This is a genomic window from Streptomyces sp. NPDC003393, assembly GCF_053589015.1.
The window spans coordinates 218250-238534 of the sequence record NZ_JBSFRB010000002.1 but is presented as its reverse complement, the minus strand read 5'-3'; the positions used below and the strand labels follow the sequence as shown (position 1 = coordinate 238534).

23 protein-coding genes are annotated in these 20285 nt (G+C 69.5%); 5 read left to right on the top strand and 18 right to left on the bottom strand.

The features are described 5' to 3' along the window. Positions 1–49: 49 nt before the first annotated feature. Together ACWDUZ_RS03120 and ACWDUZ_RS03115 are read right to left on the bottom strand one after the other, a co-directional pair. The gene (locus tag ACWDUZ_RS03120) at positions 50–2404 is read right to left on the bottom strand and encodes a Tox-REase-5 domain-containing protein (protein WP_451630019.1); all 2355 of its coding nucleotides are present in this window, start codon (positions 2402–2404) and stop codon (positions 50–52) included. Positions 2405–2516: 112 nt separating this feature from the next. Further along, positions 2517–3029, bottom strand: coding sequence for an ATP-binding protein (locus ACWDUZ_RS03115; RefSeq protein WP_451630018.1), 513 nt, complete (start codon positions 3027–3029; stop codon positions 2517–2519). Between the two features lie 250 nt (positions 3030–3279). On the opposite strand from ACWDUZ_RS03115, the gene ACWDUZ_RS03110 reads away from it, so the two are divergent. Further along, positions 3280–4131, top strand: a complete 852-nt coding sequence (locus ACWDUZ_RS03110) for a helix-turn-helix domain-containing protein (protein WP_451630017.1) — start codon at positions 3280–3282, stop codon at positions 4129–4131. A gap of 14 nt (positions 4132–4145) precedes the next feature. Continuing rightward, entirely contained in the window at positions 4146–4337 is a 192-nt protein-coding gene (locus tag ACWDUZ_RS03105) for a hypothetical protein (protein ID WP_451630016.1), read from the top strand. A 6-nt stretch (positions 4338–4343) separates the two neighbouring features. On the opposite strand, the gene ACWDUZ_RS03100 is transcribed toward ACWDUZ_RS03105, so the two are convergent. Both ACWDUZ_RS03100 and ACWDUZ_RS03095 read right to left on the bottom strand, forming a co-directional pair. Then, positions 4344–4730 (bottom strand): hypothetical protein, encoded by a 387-nt coding sequence (locus ACWDUZ_RS03100; protein ID WP_451630015.1) that lies wholly within the window; start codon positions 4728–4730, stop codon positions 4344–4346. Positions 4731–4735: 5 nt separating this feature from the next. Beyond that, positions 4736–5017 (bottom strand): Arc family DNA-binding protein, encoded by a 282-nt coding sequence (locus tag ACWDUZ_RS03095; protein WP_451630014.1) that lies wholly within the window; start codon positions 5015–5017, stop codon positions 4736–4738. A gap of 270 nt (positions 5018–5287) precedes the next feature. Between ACWDUZ_RS03095 and ACWDUZ_RS03090 the strand changes: the two genes are divergently transcribed. The 3 genes from ACWDUZ_RS03090 (at position 5288) to ACWDUZ_RS03080 (ending at position 8156) form a co-directional block, all read left to right on the top strand. Next, on the top strand, positions 5288–5731 hold the full coding sequence (locus ACWDUZ_RS03090; RefSeq protein WP_451630013.1) for an amino acid ABC transporter permease: 444 nt from the start codon (positions 5288–5290) through the stop codon (positions 5729–5731). Between the two features lie 5 nt (positions 5732–5736). After that, the gene (locus ACWDUZ_RS03085; RefSeq protein WP_451630012.1) at positions 5737–7572 is read left to right on the top strand and encodes an alpha/beta hydrolase; all 1836 of its coding nucleotides are present in this window, start codon (positions 5737–5739) and stop codon (positions 7570–7572) included. Positions 7573–7664: 92 nt separating this feature from the next. Further along, positions 7665–8156: a hypothetical protein gene (locus ACWDUZ_RS03080; protein ID WP_451630011.1), complete on the top strand. Its 492-nt coding sequence runs from the start codon at positions 7665–7667 to the stop codon at positions 8154–8156. Between the two features lie 19 nt (positions 8157–8175). Here the strand turns inward: ACWDUZ_RS03080 and ACWDUZ_RS03075 are convergent, their stop codons facing one another. The 14 genes from ACWDUZ_RS03075 to ACWDUZ_RS03010 form a co-directional block, all read right to left on the bottom strand. Further along, the gene (locus ACWDUZ_RS03075) at positions 8176–8808 is read right to left on the bottom strand and encodes an OmpA family protein (RefSeq protein WP_451630010.1); all 633 of its coding nucleotides are present in this window, start codon (positions 8806–8808) and stop codon (positions 8176–8178) included. A gap of 10 nt (positions 8809–8818) precedes the next feature. Then, positions 8819–9400 (bottom strand): hypothetical protein, encoded by a 582-nt coding sequence (locus ACWDUZ_RS03070; protein WP_451630009.1) that lies wholly within the window; start codon positions 9398–9400, stop codon positions 8819–8821. Positions 9401–9434: 34 nt separating this feature from the next. Then, entirely contained in the window at positions 9435–10037 is a 603-nt protein-coding gene (locus tag ACWDUZ_RS03065) for a pilus assembly protein TadG-related protein (RefSeq protein WP_451630008.1), read from the bottom strand. Then, positions 10034–10267: a Flp family type IVb pilin gene (locus tag ACWDUZ_RS03060; RefSeq protein WP_451630007.1), complete on the bottom strand. Its 234-nt coding sequence runs from the start codon at positions 10265–10267 to the stop codon at positions 10034–10036. The genes ACWDUZ_RS03065 and ACWDUZ_RS03060 overlap by 4 nt, the downstream gene beginning before the upstream one ends. 148 nt (positions 10268–10415) lie before the next feature. Next, complete coding sequence (locus ACWDUZ_RS03055; protein ID WP_451630006.1) at positions 10416–11279, bottom strand: response regulator; 864 nt, start codon at positions 11277–11279, stop codon at positions 10416–10418. Positions 11280–11295: 16 nt separating this feature from the next. Beyond that, complete coding sequence (locus tag ACWDUZ_RS03050; protein WP_451630005.1) at positions 11296–12942, bottom strand: sensor histidine kinase; 1647 nt, start codon at positions 12940–12942, stop codon at positions 11296–11298. A 16-nt stretch (positions 12943–12958) separates the two neighbouring features. Beyond that, positions 12959–13846: a DUF5936 domain-containing protein gene (locus ACWDUZ_RS03045; RefSeq protein WP_451630004.1), complete on the bottom strand. Its 888-nt coding sequence runs from the start codon at positions 13844–13846 to the stop codon at positions 12959–12961. A 28-nt stretch (positions 13847–13874) separates the two neighbouring features. Further along, positions 13875–14816, bottom strand: coding sequence for a type II secretion system F family protein (locus ACWDUZ_RS03040; protein WP_451630003.1), 942 nt, complete (start codon positions 14814–14816; stop codon positions 13875–13877). A gap of 19 nt (positions 14817–14835) precedes the next feature. Then, the gene (locus tag ACWDUZ_RS03035; RefSeq protein WP_451630002.1) at positions 14836–16173 is read right to left on the bottom strand and encodes a CpaF family protein; all 1338 of its coding nucleotides are present in this window, start codon (positions 16171–16173) and stop codon (positions 14836–14838) included. Between the two features lie 24 nt (positions 16174–16197). Then, positions 16198–16563 carry a TadE/TadG family type IV pilus assembly protein gene (locus ACWDUZ_RS03030; protein WP_451630001.1) on the bottom strand — a complete coding sequence of 122 codons (366 nt, stop codon included), beginning with the start codon at positions 16561–16563 and terminating at the stop codon, positions 16198–16200. A 1-nt stretch (position 16564) separates the two neighbouring features. Then, complete coding sequence (locus tag ACWDUZ_RS03025; RefSeq protein WP_451630000.1) at positions 16565–16993, bottom strand: TadE/TadG family type IV pilus assembly protein; 429 nt, start codon at positions 16991–16993, stop codon at positions 16565–16567. Beyond that, a complete protein-coding gene (locus ACWDUZ_RS03020; RefSeq protein WP_451629999.1) occupies positions 16990–18246 on the bottom strand; it encodes an AAA family ATPase in 1257 nt (418 codons plus the stop codon). The genes ACWDUZ_RS03025 and ACWDUZ_RS03020 overlap by 4 nt, the downstream gene beginning before the upstream one ends. Before the next feature lie 13 nt (positions 18247–18259). Then, the gene (gene cpaB, locus ACWDUZ_RS03015) at positions 18260–18967 is read right to left on the bottom strand and encodes a Flp pilus assembly protein CpaB (protein WP_451629998.1); all 708 of its coding nucleotides are present in this window, start codon (positions 18965–18967) and stop codon (positions 18260–18262) included. A 110-nt stretch (positions 18968–19077) separates the two neighbouring features. After that, positions 19078–19908, bottom strand: a complete 831-nt coding sequence (locus ACWDUZ_RS03010; protein WP_451630177.1) for a hypothetical protein — start codon at positions 19906–19908, stop codon at positions 19078–19080. Positions 19909–20285: the final 377 nt, after the last annotated feature.

The following is a 20285-nucleotide window of genomic DNA, read 5'->3' as shown; positions in this document are numbered from 1 at the left end:
GTCAGGTCCGATCGACGTCACCATAGTCGGGCCACCCGCCGCTCCCGGGCTACCCGAACGCCCCGGGCCTGCGCGTCCCGCCGACCCGCTTCTGCTCGGTGTACACGACCTTGATGTTCAGTCCCTCCTCGCGGAAGGCGCGTCGTGCGGCCTTGGCGACCTCGCGATTCGAGAAGTGCCATTCGACGGCCTTGCCGCCGGCCGCCGCCACCTGCCTCTGCGCCTCGGTGACGAATTCGGCCTTGCCGGAGGGCGTGAGTTCGCCCGGACTGCTCTTGGAGAGGTAGCCGTCGTAGCCGTTCTTCGCCTCCAGGTACGTCTGCCTGCTCGAGTCCCAGCCGTCGAACTCGACGTCGGGCACGCCTTCCTTGGGGTGCGGAACGACGTACTCCTGACCGCGGGCCGTGCCGGTGATCTGCTCCTGGTAGCGCAGCCACGACTCGTTCTTCCAGTTGGGCGCCGGGTTGCGGTCCCGGCTCGCCCAGTAGCCGTCTCCGTTGTCGGCCTCGCCGAGAGGGTGGTTTTTCAGGTTGCCCGCCCAGTCCGGCGGGTTGTAGTTGCGGGGGTCGGACGTGTCGTCGTGCTTCGGCTCGGGGTACTGCTTCTTGTTCTGCGCGGCCTTCGCGGCACGCCCGGGCTCCTCCGCCCGCTTCCTCGCGAGGTAGGCCTCGCGTTCCTTCTTGCGGGCCTCCTGGGCCGCCTTCTCGGCCTCCTCGTCGCAGCCGCCCTCGGCGAGAACGACGTACGAGGTGGAGGCGCCGGCGGCCAGGACGGTGGTACCGGTGCCGGCGGAACCGGTGAGCGGGCCGCCGGGCTCCTCGCGCGGGCCGTCGCCGTACGGGACCCCGCGCACCGGGGCGGCCAGGACGCAGCCGGACTCCCGGGCCTTGCGCTCGGCCTCGTCCGCCGCCTCGTCGGCCCGCTTGGCCGCCTTCTCGGCGCCCTCGACGTCCCCGGCCCTGGCCGCCTTCTTGGCGTCCTCGGCGGCCTTGCCCGCCTTCTCCGCGAGCGTGCCCAGCTTCCCGAGCTTGCCGAGTTTGCCCAGCTCGCCAACCTTCTCCACGATCTTGGCGCCGTCGTAGCCGGGGATGAAGAGGGAGCCGATGTTCCAGATGACGTGGGTGACGGCGCGGGTCTGCTCACCGTTGTCCCAGTCGTCGGCCACGTCGTCGCCGACGAACAGGTCGTACAGCACCGTCCCGCCGGTGCCCAGCGAGGCGCCGCCCCAGTCCAGGACGGCTCCGAAGTAGTCACCCTTCGACCACTTGTCGCGGGCTCCCTTGGAGTCGTCCCACCAGTCCTCGCCGAGCTGCTTGCCGTAGTCGCCGATGCCCCCCAGGGTGTCGAGCGGGTGACGGACCAAGCCCCAGATGCCGGTGAGGTCACCCCAGACACCGTCGACGAAGAGGCCCTCACCGACCTGCTTGACCTGGTCGCCGGCACATCCGAAGAAGGCGCCTACGCCGGAGAAGCAGCCGTCGTCCTTCTTCTCCCCTCCGCCGTCGTCCTTCTTCTCCTCCGGCGGGTCCTGCGACTCGGTGTCCTTCTTGTCGCCGTCCTCGGTGCCGTCGTCGCCGTCGTGCCCCGTGTTTCCGGTTCCGGCGGTGCCCTGGCCGCCGTCGCTGCCCCCGGGTCCGTTCCCGTTCCCGTGGTCGCCGCCGTCGGTGGTCGTGTTGCCGTTGCCGCCCGCAGGGGTGCCGCCGTTGCCGGGATCGGTGCTCCCGCCGGCCTCCGTGCCGGTGGCGTCGCCCACGTTGCCGGCGGGGGCCGGGCAGCCCGCGCCGACGACTTTGCAGACCTGGGCCTGTATGCCGCCCAGTATCTGCGTCCCCAGCCCGCTGACGACCAGCGCGGTGACGATGGCGACGACGATCGCCACCAGCCCCGCGTACTCGATCGCGGTCTGCCCCTCGTCCCGTCGCCGCCACCGGATCATCCGGGCGAGGGAGAACCCCCGGCGTCGGGCCCGCTCCGGTCCCGGGAGTGCGTACCACTCGCGGCTCTCGGACCGGAGGAGGAAACAGGTGATGAGGATCGGCAGGAAGAGCTGGACGCCGCCGTGCGCGGAGCCGCCCGCGAGGTTGACCAGCCCGCCCAGCATCAGCCAGGCCTGTACGGCGATCAACGCCCACCGCACCCAGGGCCCGCCCTCCCACGTCCGCCGCGCCAGCCACCACCCGAGGACGCCGGGCGCGGCGGCGTAGGCGGTGAGCGCGACGACCCCGCCGTCGAGCGCGTCGTACGACGAGGCGGTGAGCAACAGTCCGGTCCCGCCGAGCACCGTCGCGGCGAACAGCGTGTGCACCAGCACGAGCGCCACGGACAGCGGGCGCGGCATGTTCCGCCGCCCCCCGCCGGACGGCCACGACCCCTCGGACTCCGGCACTCCCCCGATCGAGGCCATGCTCCCTCCCCCCGTGTCGACGCACCTAGGGGGAGGCTAGGAAGCAAGTGCCCGCCCAGGATGGGCCCGTGGACCCAGACCGGCACCCAAACCGCGCACTGCCAGGTCGCCGTCACGGATTCGGGCGTCCGGGTGCGAGGTACGCCCTCGACCCCTCCCTGGGCAGCACCACCCACGTGCGCGTACCGCCTCCCGGCTCGCGGGCGTCACCGAAGCCCCAGTCGCCGCCACAGGCACGGACCACGCACGCCGGCAGGCGAAGGCACGAGCGGCGGCGCGCCTCGCATGCGGCCGCGTGGCGGGGGTGGGTGTGGCGGGGGTGCGCGTCGTAGAGGAGGACGCGGAGGGCGTCGTCCCGGTAGCGCAGACAGAAGTACACCTCCGGGGAGGTCGTGAAACGGCACGCGCACGCGGTGAGTTCGCTCGCCACCTGGACGGCGGGGTCGGTCATGTCGGCGAGGCCGTGCGCAGACAGAACCGTGCGGGTGGTCGCGCGGGCGATCGCCGGGGTGCGCGGCCCGGCGGGGAGAGTGAGGCTGTAGTGGAGGGTTTCGGGGGTCGGGGGTGTGCCGGGCCAGTCGACCGGGGTGACGGGCGGGCAGGCCGAGATCGCGGGTACGGACATGGCAACTCCCTTGGTCAGTGGGGTTGGTCGTCGCTCCGCACATGCGCACGGTGGCCTGTCACCTGGGCCTGGCTGGGCACGGGTGATGCACTTCCGTCGGGGCGGAGGGTCGTGGTCGACCTGTCACGGACAGTAGGACAAGACGGAGTACACGTACTACCAACTCCCCGAAATCGGCCCCCATCGAGTGGACCGGCCGTTGACCGGACGGGCAGACTGGCCCCCGTCAGGCGATGGTCAGGAGGGGAGCATGGCGCCCAGAAGTGCACCGACGGCGCGCCAACGGCGCCTGGGCCTCGAACTGCGCAAGCTGCGCGTCGCGGCCGGCATGACGACCGAATACGCCGCCGGACTGCTGGGTGTTCCGCGAACGAACGTCCCCAACATGGAGTCCGGCCGCTCGGGCATCAGCCCCGAACGCGTGCGGACCCTGGCGAGCAACTACGGATGCGCGGATCGATCCCTTGTCGAGGCGCTGGCCGCCATGGCCGCGGATCGCGGCAAAGGGTGGTGGGAGACATATCGCGGGCAACTGCCCGACAGTTTTCTGGACATCGCCGAGTTGGAATGGCACGCCGAGCGCTTACGGATCGCGGTGAGCGTGCACCTGCCCGGCCTGCTGCAGACCGAGAAACACGCGCACGCTGTCTTCCAGGCGGTGATTCCCGCCCTGCCGAAGGCAGACATCGAACTCCGCGTTTCGCAGCGCATGGACCGACAGCAGGTGCTCGACCGCCCGGCCCCTGCCCGGCTGGACGCCATTGTCCACGAAGCCGCGCTGCGCATGGAGTTCGGCGGAACCGCCGTCGCCCGCAGGCAACTGGAACACCTGTTGCGCACCTCCGAGCGTGACACTGTGACGCTACGGGTCATCCCCTTCAAGGCGGGAGGCTTTCCCGGAGCCGGACAGTCCGTCGTGTACGCCGAGTCGTCCGTACCCCAGCTCGACACAGTGGAACTCGACAGCACTCACGGACCAGAGTTCATCGACTCGGAGCGCCAGCTCGACAAGTACCGAGCCGTCCTCGCAGCGGCGGAGTCCGTGGCACTGCCGCCCGACGCGTCACGCGACTTCATCCGTGCCGTCGCCACCGACCTCTGAGGAGCCGTCACGCCATGTCAACCGTCACCTGGGAAGATCCCTTCTGCGGAGAAGGCGCCAACTGCTTCCGCATAGGCACCGACACCGAAGGCAACGCCTACATCGCCGTCGCCGGTCAGGAAGACCGCCCCCTGACCGACAGCAGAGACGCCCTCCGGGCCCTGATCCAGGAGATCAAGGCCGGCAAGGCCGATCACCTGCTGTGAGCCCCGTCATCGGTTCAGGTCCATGACCCCGACTCCGAGGCCGTCATAGGCTTCCGGCCGGACCGTGGCCACCAGCGCCCCGTCGGCAATCACCGGGTTCGGCCGCGCCACGTGCACGGCGGCGGCTACACCGAACGCGACCCCGTCGCGGAGCAGCTCGGCGATGGTCGTGGCCATCGCGTAGTCGTCGTCGACAACGCGGAGCACATCCAGGAGTACACCGACGTGAGCGACGATTCCCGCACGCTCGCGCTCGGCCTCCAGGAGGCACAGCACTGGTGTCCACAGCCGCACGTCATCAGTGGACGCCGCCGCGTGGATAAGGCCCGAAACCTGCTTGTCACCGCCCATCGCCAGCAGCGTGGGGGTGTCGAGGACGTAGTACTCGATCATCTGACTCAACCGGACGACTCCAACCCCCCAAGAGCAGCACGGTGGGCGGCGGTGGCCTCCCGCATTTTGCGCCGCATCTCGGCCGACTCCTCATCCGTCACATAATGCCCAAAACGCTCGGCGAGGAGGGCACGGGTACGGTCGGCTCGCTCCTTGATCTGCTCAGGAGTCAGCGTCTGAGCAGCTATCTCCTGCATGAGGGCCCGCAGGCTGGTTCCCCTCGCCTCGGCCACGGCAGCGAGCTGGTCACGGACTTCGGCGGGCACACGAATCATCACGTCGGCCATGCCATGAGTATACGTGACGTATACGCCTGGTAGGCGGACTCGCGGCCCGTGGTCGAATGATGCGAGGTTCAGCGCCAGGTTCGCCCCATTTTGCATTTGCCCGTCCAGCCGGGGACCGGGTGCTGTCTGAGTACCCATACTCAGACGGGCTGGTGGCCGATACGGATGGGGCACGTCACGCACCGTCGCTACTGTGCTACGCGACCACCGCAAGGTTGCGATCGAACATTCACAGCGGCGTACGGCAAGACACCGGGGGAGGCTCCACGCATGGCTTGGGAGGAGTGGGAACACCTCAAAACGGCGGCGGCTGAGCGGCAGTCCGCACGGATGCAGCTCAACCAGCTGCCGGCCGACCAGGGCAGCTCCAGCTCGGGAGGCGGCGCCAGCGCCGACCTGCAGATCCGCAAGACGCCGTGGACGAGTGCGTCCGGGGTGGCCGACGAACTTCGCACGGCCACTGCCGGCGGACTGACCGACCTGAAGCTTGCCCACGTGGGCGCAGCAGGCGGCACCGAAGGGTTTGCCTGCCCAGCCGTGTTCCAAGAGGTACGCACGACGTGGGAAGCACGACTGACCGCCGTGGGGGACGAATGCGGGCGGCTGCACGGGACGCTGGCCAAGATCGGCAGGCACTTCGGTGAGGTCGATCACCAGGTCAAGGGTCGGGCGGACGGTGTTCGCGTGGGCAACACACCGGAATGGGCCCGGTGACGTCGATGCCCACCTGGCAGCAGTTGCGCGACCTGAAGCTGTCCCAGTACCGGGACACGGCAGACGGCTGGGGCAAGGTCAGCCACCGCGCCGACGCCGCCCGCTTACGGGTCGAACGGGAGATGAGCATGCCCGTACGGTCGACCCAGAAGGGCGAAACGGCCACCAAGGCGGTCGGTGACCTTGGCCGCCTCAGTCGCAACTACCAGTACATCCACAGCGAGTGCGGCCTGGTCCGAACCACCCTCGAGTCCTTCGCCGTGGATCTCGAGGTGGCGCAGAGAAACCTGAAACAGGCGCTGGAAGACGCCGACACTCTCAAGTTCACGGTGAACGAAGATGGTTCGGTGACGTACCCTGCGCCTCTCACGGGCAGCGACACATCGACATCCGGCCTTTCTGGACCATACGCCCCAGGGGCTGCCGGAGGGACGGCACGCACCGGCGCCCCCGTCCCCGCTCAGCCCGGCACGGGCGAGGGCCGAGGCAATCCCAACAAGGCCAAGGCCGAGGACATCGCGGAGCGGATCGCGAGCGCGGTGCGTGAAGCCGAAGAGATCGACACCCGCTACGCCGCGGTGCTGCGCAAGCTCAAGGCACCGGCCGGGCTGGACGTCACCGACACTATGCTCGTGGACGCCGCCGAGGACATGAAGGCCGTCCGCAAAGCCGTAGGGAACTTCCTCCGCAAGAAGGACATCCCGCACGGGAAGTCCCCGGACGAGAACAGGAAGTGGTGGGACAGTCTCACCGACGACCAGCGCGACGAGTACGCGACGCTCTACCCGGCCGAGGTCGGAGCGCTCAACGGCCTCCCGTCCGAGGTCCGTGACACCTCCAATCGGCTGGTACTTGCGGAAACGTGGGCACGCGTGTGGCAGCAGTACGAACGTCTTGGCCCCGAGCCGCCCCAGTACGTCCAGGTCGGAGACCCTCCCTCAGCCGTCGTCAATCCGATCTGGCAGCAATGGAGGGAGAAGGGCGGGGAAAATCTCCGGTCCCAGCTCAAAGGCATGGACGCGATCCAGGCCCGCTTGGATGCCGGCGGGATCCCGGACAAGAACGGTGATCCAGGCCTTCCTCAGGCATACCTGCTGGGCTTTGACACGAAGGGAAACGGGCAGGCGATCATCGCGAACGGGAACCCGGACACGGCGGACAACACGGCGGTGTACGTTCCGGGGACCGGGGCGGGACTTGAGGGTGCAGGCAAGGACATCAAGCGGATGACGGACGTGTGGCAGGAAGCCCGGACCCAGGCCCCGGCTGAGTCCACGGCCACCATCACGTGGATCGGTTACGACGCTCCACAAAACGTCCTGACCGACTCCCCGAGTCCGAGCTACGCCTATGACGCAGCGCCCGAGCTGAACAACTTCCTGGACGGCCTGCAGACCGCCCAGGGCGGTGACGCCGCCAGCCATACAACAGTGATCGCCCACAGCTACGGCACCACGGTCGTCGGGGCCGCGGCCAAGGAACACCAGATCGCTGCCGACGACATCGTCGTCGCCGGTAGCCCTGGCATGCTCGTCGGTGATGCAGGCGATCTCGACGTGGGCAGAGGTCATGTGTGGTCTGAAGCCGCCCGCACCGACCCAGTTCCCTACATCGGCCGTGACTTCCTGGGAGGCCATAAGTGGGGTGTCGCGCACTGGCACGGGGTCCCCTACGACGCGGGCTACATCACCACGATCCCGTCCGACGAGGCGTTCGGGGGGCACCGGATGGACGTGGACACCAGTGGGCACAGCGGCTACTGGGACAAAGAGTCGACGTCGTTGAAAAACCAGGCCCGAGTGGTCGTCGGCCAGTATGACCTAGTCAAGGAAGAAGATTGAGTCCGAACAGCAAGCTGCGGCGCCGACGCCGAAACGTCCTGGCCTCCATCGCCTTCGCTTTACCCCTTCTCGTAACGGGATGTTCGACAGACGTGAAGAACAACGATGTGTCCGGCAGCGGTAATGACCCCAAGCCGACAACCCTCGCCGTGGACCAGGCCAGATCAAAGGCCAACCACATCTCCAGCCAGATTCTCGACGTGATCGACATCAAGGAAGGGACGGTCACGGAAGGCGGAGCCGGCGTCTCTCTCTGCGACCAGGACCCCGACCACTTCTACCGCATGCGGCACCCCTGGTCGATCTACCAGGTACCGGAAGACAAGTTGAAGCAAGCATTCCAGCGTTTGAGGGAGGATCTCCCCAAGCATGGTTGGAAAATCGTCGACTACGGCCCCAACAGCAGCAAGGCCAAACTTTTCGAAATCACAGCGGACTCAACGGCAGAACCATTTTCGATGAACGCCGTCCTCGTGGTGTCCACCCCGACCCATCCCCACGAAGCGCAACCCAAAATCGAAGTCACCGTTGTGTCCGGCTGCTTCCGTGCCCCCGAGGGTACGAACCTCGACAAGGAGTACTGACCCGTTTCACTGCGGTGGATCAGCCCTGCGTGCGCGGGAACGTCACCTCCACCCGGCGGTTCTTCTTGCGGCCGTCCTCCGTGGAGTTGTCCGCGATGGGGTACTGCTCGGCGTAGCCGCGCACGTCGAACGTGATGTTCGGGTCGTTCAGCTCCTGGGAGAGGACGTCCTGGACGGCGTTCGCCCGCTGCTTGGACAGGACCACGCCGTGTTCGTGGGTGCCCAGGTTGTCGGTGAAGCCGAAGACGCGGACCTGGGTCGCGTGCTGCTTCTTGATCTCCTGCGCGATCGCATCGATACGGGCCTTCGCCCGGTCGCTCAGCTTCGCGCTGTCCTTCGCGAACAGCACCTCCGCCTGGAGCGCGAACGTCACATCCGCGTTCGTGTCCTCCCGGCGCTCCTCGCCGCCCTGGTCCTCCACCACCGACTTGATGTCCAGCACTTTGGGCGCGGCGAGCGTGGCCCCCTCAGGCAGCTTCAGGTCCGGGTCGTTCGGGTCGACCTTCACCGGGGCGAAGGCCGAGGGTTCGGTGCCTGGCGGCTCGCTCGGGCCCGTGTCGGCGTGGGCCGCCGCGGCGCCGTACAGGTTCGCCGCGACGAGGAGGGTGGCGGTTGTCAGGGTGCGGGTGAGGCGGGGTCGGGTGTGGGTCATGTGGGCCGCCTCAACCGGAGATCTTGATGGTGCCGCTGGAGAAGGTGGGCACCTGAAGGGAAACTTCGTTCGTTCCCTCGGGGGGAGACGGGAATTGCATGAATACAGGGAGCGACTGCCCTGCTTCCATGTTCCCAAGACCAGTTGTCGTCAGCGGCCGACCGTCTGTGTCTCGTAGCACGTAGTAGCGCTTCTTCCCCTTGGAGTCCACAAGGGTGGCACCTCCGAGGGACGGACCGTTCTTGATGATCTCGGTTTCGTTGCCGCTCGTCTGAGGCGGGACGACCACCGATTTGGCACCGTCGTTCTTGAGCGTCCCGTTGACAGTGACGAACCCACCCGAATCGCGCTGAGCAGAGGTGATCTTAAGAAGCAGCCCGTCCTGGCCCTGCAGTTCGGCCAGCGGCGTCTGGGACTGCCCCTCCTGCGCACTCGGATTAGATCCACTGCTCTTCGTGGCCGATGCGGAGGTGTCAGGCTTCTTGTCGTCACCACCGCCGCCACCGCAACCTGCCACACCGACGGCCAGACCGGCCGCGACGGTCAGCGCGACCATCCTCCTGCGGGTCTTTGCAGTGAACCGAATACTCATCACTCTGCTTCCTTCATCACTCGTCGTTCGTTCGTCAGCCGACCAGGCGGACATCAAAGAGGTCCTGAGGCTTCGGCAGATCGGTGAGATCCTTCGGATCGATGTCCCAGTACTTCCCGCCCTTGCAGGTGAGGCGGGGTAGCGCATCGGACCCCGCGTTCGCGGGCAAGGGCTTGAACTCGCAGCGCCCTGTGATCACAGCTTCGGCATGCGCCTTTGAGTGCTTGCGCTCCGTGATGGGGACGACCGACTTGCCCATGGACTTGCTCGTCTCGACATCGACCGTGTAGGACAGCGGGCCGTTCGGTCGACAACTCAGCACACGGGCGTAGTTCCGTGAGGCCAGCTCAGACGCCCGCCAGCAGGGAGAGCTGAGCGCTGGACCGGTGCCGTCAAAGATCCGCTGCCATTTGGTCGGATCGAGCACGTCCTTCATCCACTGGTCGGCGAGTTGATCGCGCCTCTCCTGAGCCGCCGCGAGTGCCGCCGCGTCGGCCGCCGTCTGTGCACCGCTGCGGTTCACCGTCGCCTGGCCGACCGCGAAGTAGGCGAGCGCAAGAAAGAGCAGGCCCCCCACCACCGTGATGTAGATGGGGAAGGCCTGCCCTGCGTCGCCGTGGCGTCGCGCTCGCGTCAATTGCCGACCTTGCCGATAAGGCCGGTGATTTTGCCCAGGATCGTCTGGCCGATGCTGGTCCCCGTAATCGCCAGCACGATCGCCACCACCACGGCGATGATCCCCAGGTACTCGACCGCGGTCTGACCCCTGTCGTCGGCGCGGCGCTGGAGTGCCTGGGCCGTCGTGTTCTTCCAGCCGTTCACGCGGACCTTGGTCGCCACCGCGGTCTTCAGCATCAGGTCGCTCATGGTGTTCCCCTCCGGGTCGAGTCGTCGCGCCGCTTGCGACACCGGAAAGGTAGGGCGGAAGCGCCCTGCCGCCAGAGGGCCCCCGGGCCCATTCCCGGGCCCAAAGGGAGACCCAGCCGCCGCTCCCCCGTACCGTGGTCATCTCAGGTCACCTCAGCCCTCGTGGCGACGGGTCGGGAGCCGTGCCGAGCCACTTCGCGGCGGCCTCGGCCCGGCTGGTGCTGTGGAGTTTGGCGAAGATGCGGTTGATGTGGTTCTTGACGGTCTTCTCGCTGATGAAGCAGGTGGCGGCGATCTGCTGATTGGTCATGCCGGACGCGATGAGGTCCATGATCTCCGCCTCCCTCGCGCTGAGTTGGAACCTCGACCTGTCGACGGCGGCCGGGCGGACACCACCTGACCACTCGGACGACGACTGTCCCATATTCGGTTGCAGTTGCGAAAGAGGTTGAGCAGAAGTCGGGCTCACAACTGGTGTTGAGTGCTGCGGCCCGTGTGCAGTCGCATCTCCCGGACTCTCGGGGAGGCCGCTGGACGGTCGGTCCCGGCGCAGCTGGGCCAGCAGCGCCCCGGCCGCCGTGGGGGTGAAGTGGGGCCTGCCCTCCTTGATGTCCCGTACGGCGTCGACCAGTTGGTCCGCCGTGAACTCGCCATGGACCAGGTAGCCGCCCGCGCCCCGGCGCAGGGCCTCCTGGACGATCTCGGACTCGCGGCTGTAAGTCAGCATCAGGACCGGGGCGATCCGTACCAGGTACGGGAGCGCGGAGATGCCGTCCACGCCCGGCATGCGGACGTCGAGCAGGACGACGTCCGGGCGGTGCGCGTGGGCAGCCTCCCAGGCCGTCCGGCCGTCCGCCGCCTCCGCGACCACCGTGATGTCCGCGCGTCCGGAGAGCAGCGCCGTCAGGCCGGCGCGGACCACCGGGTTGTCGTCCGCCACGACAACGCGCAAGGGTGGGGGTGGTGTCGCGGGCGGCAGGGCCTCGAAGGGGTCCGGTGTCTGGTCGTGCATGCGCGCCCTCCTCCTCTCACGTCGTGGGTGCCGTGGGTGCTGTCGGTGTCGTGAGCGCGCCCACGGGGAGTTCCACCCGGACCTCCGTCCCCTTGGGGTGGTTGCCGCGGCCGATGCGGATGCGGGCGCCCACCGAGGCGGCACGCTCGACCATGCCGACCAGGCCGAAGTGGCCGGTGCGGCGCAGTTGTTCCAGCGTGGTGCCGGGCGGCAGGCCCCTTCCGTCGTCGTGGACGCTGATGCGCAGCAGGTCGCCGTGGACGCCCGCCTCCACGTCCACCCGGGTCGGGGCCGCGTGGCGGTGTGCGTTCTCCATGGCTTCCGAGGCGATGGTCAGGAGCTGGCGGGCCACGGCCGGCGGGATGGGTGGTACGCCGGGCGCGCCCGTCGGGCGGTAGGCGGCGGGCAGGCCGGTGCGGTCGCCGAAGTCACGGGTGCGGGCGGCGAGTTCCACCAGGACGTCCGTGCCGTGGGCCGGGTCGTGCTCGCGGCGCAGGTCGGTCAGCAGCTCGCGGGCCTCGGCGGCGGCTCTGCGGGCCGAGCGGGCGACCAGTTCCGCCTGGTGTCTGACCAGGGCCGGGTCCATGCGGGCCGCGTCGCCCGCCGAGCCCGCCAGTCCGTCGGCGGCCATCGCCACGCCGTGCAGGGTCTTCGCCACCGAGTCGTGCATCTCGCGGGCCAGGCGGGCGCGTTCGGCGCCGACCGCCTCCGTGACCGCCAGGCGGGCCTGGACCGTGGTCAGGGCGCGGGTGGCCTCGCCGAAGCGGAGCAGCAGCGTGCGCTGGGTCGCGCCCGCGGCGCCCGCGATCAGGCACAGGCCGGGGAACAGGGCCGACTGGGCCAGGTTCGTGTGCGGCTCCCGGTCACCGGTGTGGACGACGAGCAGGATCAGCGACTGGAGCGAGGCGAAGACCGCCGCTCCGCGCCAGCTGTAGACGAGGCCGGCGAGCAGCGGTGTGCAGACGCTGACGTAGGCCAGGGTGCTGTCCGTGCCGGCCGCGATCAGCAGCAGCGAACCGAAGAGGGTGTCCACGGCCAGCAGGGTGGGGTGGCGCAGCAGGAGCGGGCCGAACCGTTCCCAGTCCCGGAACAGGACGTACGAGCCCATGAAGGTGACGACGACGGCCGCGCCCACCAGGCGGGTGGCCAGACCGGGGGCGGCGTGGACCAGGGCGGCGGGCGCGGAGAGGGCGGTCATCGCCAGGCGGAAGGCGAAGACGTGGCGGCACATCGCCTGAAGGGCGCTGATCTGGATCTTCTCCGGGGCGAGGCCCCCCGGGGAGTGGGCCGTCGTCCCGGCCTGGGCCCCGCCTACGGCCGGGGCCGTGTCGCCGGACGCAAGCGAAGCCGCGCCGGCTGCGCCGGTCGTGCGACCCGCGTGGTCGGGTGCGGGCGGCCCCTGCGGGACGTTTACGCCGCCGGCTTTCGGTGCGGGCGGCGGCAGGGTCCTCGTGCCCTCCGCCGGTTCCCAGCCCGGCGGCAGCGCCGGGGTCACCGAGGTGACCGGGATGTCCGGTGCGCCCGTGCGGACGTAGGCGGGGAGAACCGTGCCCGCCGGGGGCGTGGTGATCTCGGCGGTTCTCGGGCGGCGGCGCAGCAGGCCGGTGCGTGCCGTGCGCTCTGTGCGTGCCGTGCGTCCTGTTCGTTCCTCCGCCGTCGTCATGATCTCCTCGCCCCCTCTACTTGCCCGTGACCGTGCCGAAGTCCACGCCGGAGCCCAGGAGGAGGCCCGCGGTGAGGAGGATCATGGTGGCCGGGACCATGAAGGTGGTGATCATCATGGTGGCCTTGGGTACGGCGCGGGCGGCCTTGCGGCGGGCGTTCTGCGCGTCGGTGCGGCGCATGTCCTTGGCGAGGGCGACCAGGGTGTCCACGATGGGCGCGCCGAGTTCCTCGCCCTGCTGGAGCGCCGTGACGAACATGGCGACCTGCTCGGAGTCGTTGCGGCGGCGCAGTTCCGCGAAGGCCTGGCGGCGGCTCATGCCGAGGTCCATCTGGCGCAGGGTGATGCGCAGTTCGTCCGCCCAGGGGCCCTCGTACCGGGAGGCGACCCGGTCCAGCGCCTGGCGGAAGCCCAAGCCGGCGCTGACCACGACGGCCAGTACGTCCAGGAAGTCCGGCAGGGTCCGTTCGATGACGTCCTTGCGGACGCGGATGGCCGACCAGATGCCGACCTCCGTCCAGAACGCGCCGAAGGCGAACAGGAGCAGCGCCACGATGAACTGGCCGCGCAGCAGGAACACCAGGCCGCCCACGCCGCCCAGGAAGCCGTACACCGCGCGCCGGGCGGCGTAGCGGTCGATCGTCAGGCCGCCCGGGTTGCCCGCCAGGTCGATCTTGCGGCGGTACTTGGCCACCAGTTTGGGGCCCATCAGGCGCAGTACGGCCGGGGCGTAGCGCATGCCGAGGCGGTCGATGACGGAGTCGACCGCGCCGGTGCGGGTGGAGCCGACCTCCAGGGCCAGCGCCAGGTCGCTGGGCAGCCGGGCGTCCGCCCGGTACATGCGGATGCCGGCGAAGACGCCCCAGACGCTGAGGCCCATCACCAGTGCGAGCAGCAGTGCCATCCCGGATCCCCCTTCCTTGGGCTCTGGCTCAGACGTCGATGCGGGACAGACGGCGGATGAGGATGAAGCCGACGGCGTACAGCGCGAACGCGACGATGACCGCGGCCTGGCCGATCGGGGAGCCCGTCATCCGGTCCAGCGCGCCCGCCTTGACGCCGTTCATGAGGAAGAGCGCGCCGACGCCGAGGACGGGGACGGCGTAGGAGGTCATGTTGACCTGGGAGAGCTGGGTGCGGATCTCGCGGCGGGTCTCCTTGCGTTCCTCCAGGGTCTCGGTGAGGTTCCGCAGGGCGCTGACCACCTGTCCGCCCGCCCGGTTGGACAGGACGAGCGTGGTGACCAGGACGACCAGTTCGCGGGAGGGGAGGCGGTCGGCCAGCTCGCCCAGCGCGTCGTCCATGGACGATCCCAGCGCCAGCTGGTGGGCCACCTTGCTCAGTTCCTCGCCCGCCGGGGCCTCCAGTTCCTCCGCCGCCATGCCGATGGCGGTGCGCAGGGCGAGGCCTGCCTGGGTGGCGTTGGCGAGGATGCGGGCCAGCTCGGGAAGCTGGTTGATGAACTTCTCGATGCGTTTCTGGCGCTGCCAGCTGAGGAACTGCATCGCCGCCCCGATGCCGAGGAGCCCCGCCAGCGGTCCGAAGAAGGGGGCCAGGGCGGCCTGGCCGATCAGCCACAGGGCGGCCACCGCGGCGAGCATGCAGGCGAAGAACTCGCCCGGCGTGACGTCCAGACCCGTCGCCGCCAGCCTCAGTTCCAGCCTGCGGCCCGGCTTGGTGCGGCGCAGACGGCGGTCCAGGGTGCGGAAGCGGCGTCGGCGGCCGACCGTGACCTGTCCGGTCCGGGAGAGCCGGTCGACGAGTGCCGCGCGCTGGGCCCGGCCGGTGGCGTAGGCGTGCAGGCCCACGACGGCCAGGACGCAGGTCAGCAGGGTGACGCCGGTGGTGAGGGTGACGAGGGTGCTCAGATCCATGGGGACGCTTCCTACCTGCCTACCGGGCTTCTCGGGTGGCCAACTGGTCTGCGGACTGGGCGACGCCGAACGCCTGGGGGACGGACTGGCTCGCCATGTAGAGGCGGTCTGCGGTGCGGCGGGGCAGCGGGTGGTGCTCGAAGGCGCCGTAGATCCGGCCGTCGGCCGTCATGGGCTGTGCGGCGAAGCGGGCCACGGTCGCCAGCCGGTACGGCTCGCTGCCGTGGCTGTCGAGTACGGCGATCTCGGTGACCCGGCGGGCGCCGTCGGCGAAGCGGGTGAGCTGGACGATCACGTCGACGGCGCTGTTGATCTGGTCGTGCAGCGCCACGAAGGGCACCTCCACGTCGGACATGGAGGCCAGCGTCTGCAGGCGCATCAGCGCGTCCTCGGCGCTGTTGGCGTGCACGGTGGCGAGGGAGCCGTCGTGACCGGTCGACATCGCCTGGAGCATGTCCAGGGACTCGCCGCCGCGGACCTCACCGACGACGATGCGGTCGGGGCGCATGCGCAGCGAGTTGCGCACCAGGTCGCGAATGGTGATCTGGCCCCGCCCCTCGACGTTCGGCGGGCGGGACTCCAGCCGGATCACATGCTGCTGCTGGAGTTGGAGTTCGGCGGAGTCCTCGATGGTGATGATGCGCTCGCCTCCGGGGATCAGCCCGGACAGGGCGTTGAGCAGGGTCGTCTTTCCGGTGCCGGTGGCGCCCGAGACGATGATGTTGAACTTCGCCTGCACCAGCCCGGCCAGCAGGAACAGCATGTGCTCGTCGAGCGAGCCGAAGCCGATCAGCTCATGGAGGGTGAAGGAGCGCGGGAAGCGGCGGATGGTGAGGGTGGGGCCGGTGAGCGACAGCGGCGGGATGATCACGTTGACGCGCTCGCCGGACGGGAGCCGGGCGTCGACCATCGGATTCGACTCGTCCACCCGCCGGTTGACCGTGGAGACGATCCGCTCGATCGTCTGCATCAGCTGGTCGGTGGAGGCGAAGCGGATCGGGAGCTGCTCGACCCGGCCGCCGCGCTCGACGAAGATCGCGTCCGGGCCGTTGACCATGATCTCGGTGATGGAGGCGTCCTCCAGGAGCGGTTCGAGGATGCCGAGCCCCAGTGCCTCGTCCACCACCCGGCGGATCAGCTGCGAGCGCTCGACGGTCGACAGGACCGGGCCCTCCCGGCTGATGATGTGTCCCAGCACCCGCTCCAGCCGCACCCGCCGCTCGGCGGCGGCCAGCGAACTCATCTCCGCGAGGTCGATCTCCTCCAGCAGCTTCGCCCGGTAGGAGGCGACGAGACGACCGTCCTCGCCCCGGGCTGCCTGCTCCTCGGGGGAGTTGATGCGTGCGCGGAGGCTCATGGGTCCAGGGCTCCTCGTCCTCGGTCAGTGGTCGAGCGGCATGGTGGCGGTCTTGTGGGCGTCACCGATGGGATCCCAGAACGGGATGATCGACGGGATGTGGACGGTGGCGGTGACGGTGACCGTGTCGCCGCCGGACGACGCCACGCAGGTGGTCCCGCTCGCGAGCCGGCCGCTGACCGCCCGGGCGCAGGCCTGCTGAGCGCTCTGCTGGAGTGAGGCGGCACGTGCGCCCGCCCGGGCCGCCGTCCCCGCCTGCATGGCGGTGTAGGCGACGAGCCCGATCTGAATGGCGGCCATGGCGACCAGCATCAGGACCGGGATGAATCCCAGGTACTCGACGGCGACCTGCCCGCCGTCCCGGTGGGTGCGTCCGCGTGCGTACGGCATGTCAGTGCGGCACCTCCTCCACGGCACCGGCGTGGGCCGTCACCGGGATCGGAAAACCGATCAGGCCGGGGACGAGGACGGGGACTTTCATGCGTACGTCGGCCGTGACGTAGCCGGTCCCCTGTCCGCCGCAGCTGATCTCGGCGCCCTGCCACGCGCTCGGCAGATCCTTCTCCCCCGCCTGCTGACATGCCTCCCCCACCGCCCCCGCCCGCACCGCCTCGTCGGCAGCATTCCCCGCGAGCGTGTACGTGTATCCCAGCAGCACGCACTGCCACAGCAGCACCAGCGTGACGATGATGGTCGGCGCCATGCCGAGGAACTCGATGGCGACCTGCCCGCTGTCCGAGCGGAGCCGCAGCCGTGGGCCGCTGTCCGGGCGGAGCCGGCGCCGTAACCGCCGCCCCGCATCAACCGCACGTCCCCTCATCCCCCTGCCCCCTTGCGCCGCCGGAAACTCACCGATCCCCGGTCGCCCTTCAGCCGGCCTCCGCCCTTGCGGTCCCCCTCGGGTGTCCTGACGATGCCCAGCTCGGCCGCGAGGCCCCACAGGGCCTGCTTGACCGTGCTCCTGTGGTCCAGCTCGTGGATGCGGCCGGCGTCCACGGCGCCCTGGAGTTCCTTGAAGTTCGCGGGGATCGCCGTGCCCGCCACCGCCGTGCCGGTGATCTTCTGGATGAGCGGCGGCTGGATCTCGGTACCGCGGGTGTGGCGGTTGACGACGATCGTCGTCTCCTCGGCCTTGCGGATCTGGAGCCGGTCCCACATCCGTACCGTCCGTTTGGCGCCGCGCACCGCGACCACGTCCGGGGTGGTGACCAGCAGCGCGGTGTCGGCCATCTCCACGGCGGCCGCGCCGGCGCCGCTCAGCTGGGCGCCGCAGTCCAGGACGACGACCTCGTAGCGGGAGCGCAGGGCGCTGACGATCTGGCGGGCCGCGCGGTCGGTGACCTCCTCGCCGCGTTCGCCCTCGCCGGGAGCGAGCAGCAGGGCCATGCCGGTGTCGTGACGGAAGACGGCGTCGGCCAGGACCCGCGGGGAGATGTCGGTGATCGCGGCCAGGTCCACGACCGAGCGGCGGAACTGGACGTCCAGGTAGGAGGCGATGTCACCGGCCTGGAGGTCCATGTCGACCAGGACGGTGCTGTGCCCGGAAGCCTGTGCCGCCAGGGCCAGTTGGACGGCCGTGACCGTGGCACCCACGCCGCCCTTGGCGCCGCTCACCGTGATCGCGCGGCCGCCCGTCCCGGTGAACACGTCGCCGCCGTGCCCGAGGTGGCGCCGTACACCCACCGACCACTGGGCCACCGCCTGCACCCGGCTGACCAGCTCCTCGTAGCTCAGTGGCAGGGCCACCAGGCCCCGTGCCCCCGAGTCCATGGCGGCCGAGAACAGGCCGGGGCTCGCGTCGGAGGTGACGAGGATGACGCCGACCGCCGGGAAGCGCAGGGCGACCTCGCGGATCAGCTCCAGGGCCGGCACCGGGCCGATCCGCTCGTGCACCACCACGACCTCGGGCAGTTCGTCGATGGACTCGGCGGCCAGGCGCGCGAGGGTGTCGACGAGCTGGGTGGAGTCGGCGACAGGGGTCACCGGCTCCGCGTCGGGGAGCTGGCTGAGCAGTGTCGTGAGGGACCGGACCGCGTCCGCGTCGCCGACTGCCGGGAGGATCCTGGTGGGCATGCGTGCGGGCCTCTCACTTGTCGTTCGCGAGTTCGTAGGTCCGGTCCTTGGCCGGGACGCTGGTGTCGCTGCCGGGCGCGACCAGCGCGAGCCTGACCCGCTGGGCGAAGGACTCGGCGTAGGTGATGCGCTGGGCGTCGATCGTGGAGAGCGCGAAGGTGATGGGGACGGTCTCGGTGGACTGCTGGTTCTTGTTGTCGGCGTTCGGGTCCAGCGCGGTGATCTCGCCCACGTCGAGCACCTTGGCGCCGGTCACGATGATCTTGGACTGGGCGGGGTCGCCCTCACGCTGTCCGGGGAAGGTGGCGTACACGTTGACCGTGGAGCCCGGTGTGATCTTGCCGGCCACGCCGGTCGCCGCATCGATCATGATGGCGACCTCCTGCTGCCCCGGCTGGAGGGCCGGCTGATCCACGATCATGTCGTTCTGCAGCAGGGAGCCGTGCCGAAGCGTGGTGACCGCGATCTTGCCCCGGATCTGTGCGAGGTCGGTGACCGCGTTGGACGACAGCCACCGCTCGGGCATCCTGATCTTCTCGAACTGGCTCGCGTTCAGCGGCGTGTACGGCTTCACGTCGCTCTTGAGCTGGTACGCGGTGACCTCGGGGCCGACCTTGGACCTGACGTCGCTGATCACGGAGAGCACGCCGGCGAACGCGCCGATGGCGCAGACGACGGACAGGAGCAGGAGTATCACGCCGCGGCGCTGACGGGAGTTCATGGACCGTGCAACCTCATCGGGGATCTCGTCGAGCGGGGTCGGATGGCGGGGCGGTGAGGCCGGCGGTGCGGCTCACCCGGGCCGGCGGCGTACGACCGGCGGCGCACGTCTCACGGCTCACCCAGGGAGGCGTGACTGTGCCGGCCGGATCTCTCGGTGCCCGGCGGTGTGGCGGAGCAGAAGACGCAGCGGTCTCCGATGACGTCGATGCCGCACCAGTGGCACACGCTCTGCCGTACCGAGGTGACGAGCTGGTACAGCACGGACAGGTCGGGCAGGTAGGTGCAGAACTCCACCAGCTTCGCCGTCCCCCACCAGGCGGTGGACTCGGCCGGAAGGGCGGCCTCGTGCAGCCCGAGGACGCGCCAGGCCGGCGCGAGGGTGCCGGTGATCCAGTCGGACTGGAGCTGGCCCTTGGCGACCAGCATCCAGGTGGCGAAGTCCGGCCCGGCGAGGACGGCCTCCGGCCCGAGCCGGACCAGTTGCGGCTCCGGGTGCGCGATCACGCCGAACTGGCTTCCCGGCACCCAGGACTTGGCATGGGCCTTGAGCCCGACGGGGACGCGGTCCAGGCGGGTGACGGAGTTGAGCACGGCGCCGCAGTGGACGTAGTGGGTGAGCAGGCGGCCCGCCGAGGCGAGGACGCCGGGGCTGAGGTCGCAGGAGGCCAGCTGCCTCAACTGGCGGGCGAGGACGGCGATGCCCAGCGGGGGCAGCTCGGGCCGGAACAAGGCGATACGGTCGCTCTCCAGCAGGGAGCGGACGGTGTGCAGCCGGCGCTGCACCCCGTCGGGGACGGCGGGCGAGCAGACGACGATCACGTGTCCGTGCTGGTCGAGCAGGGCCCGCATGCCGTCCAGGGCCTGTTCCAGCGGCCGCCGGTCCAGGTCCTGGAGGACGACGGCGGGCACCGTGCGCTCGTCCTGTGCGGGCAGCGCCATGTCGGCGCCGGTGACAGCGATCGCAGTTGACACGCCAGCTCCCCGTTTGACGCCTGTCGGCGCACCGTCGTGTTCCTCCAGTGCACCCAGTTGACTTCACTGCGTGACTACCTCAGCACTGTATCCACGCCTCTGTGACCGGAGAACAGCGAATCCGTAGCTGGGTGGCAACGGCTGTTGCACAAGTCGCGGCAAAACGGGGCAGCTTGAGCATCACAAACGGCCCGAAAGCGTTGGGCCCGGCCTCCCTTCCTTGACCCGGAGCGGACGCTTCGACGGACGAGCCGTCAAAGCGGTCCAGGAGCACGGCAGTTTGGTCTGGACCTCTTGACAACACAATTGGTCTGGACCAACTTGTACGGCGAGCGGTGCCCACC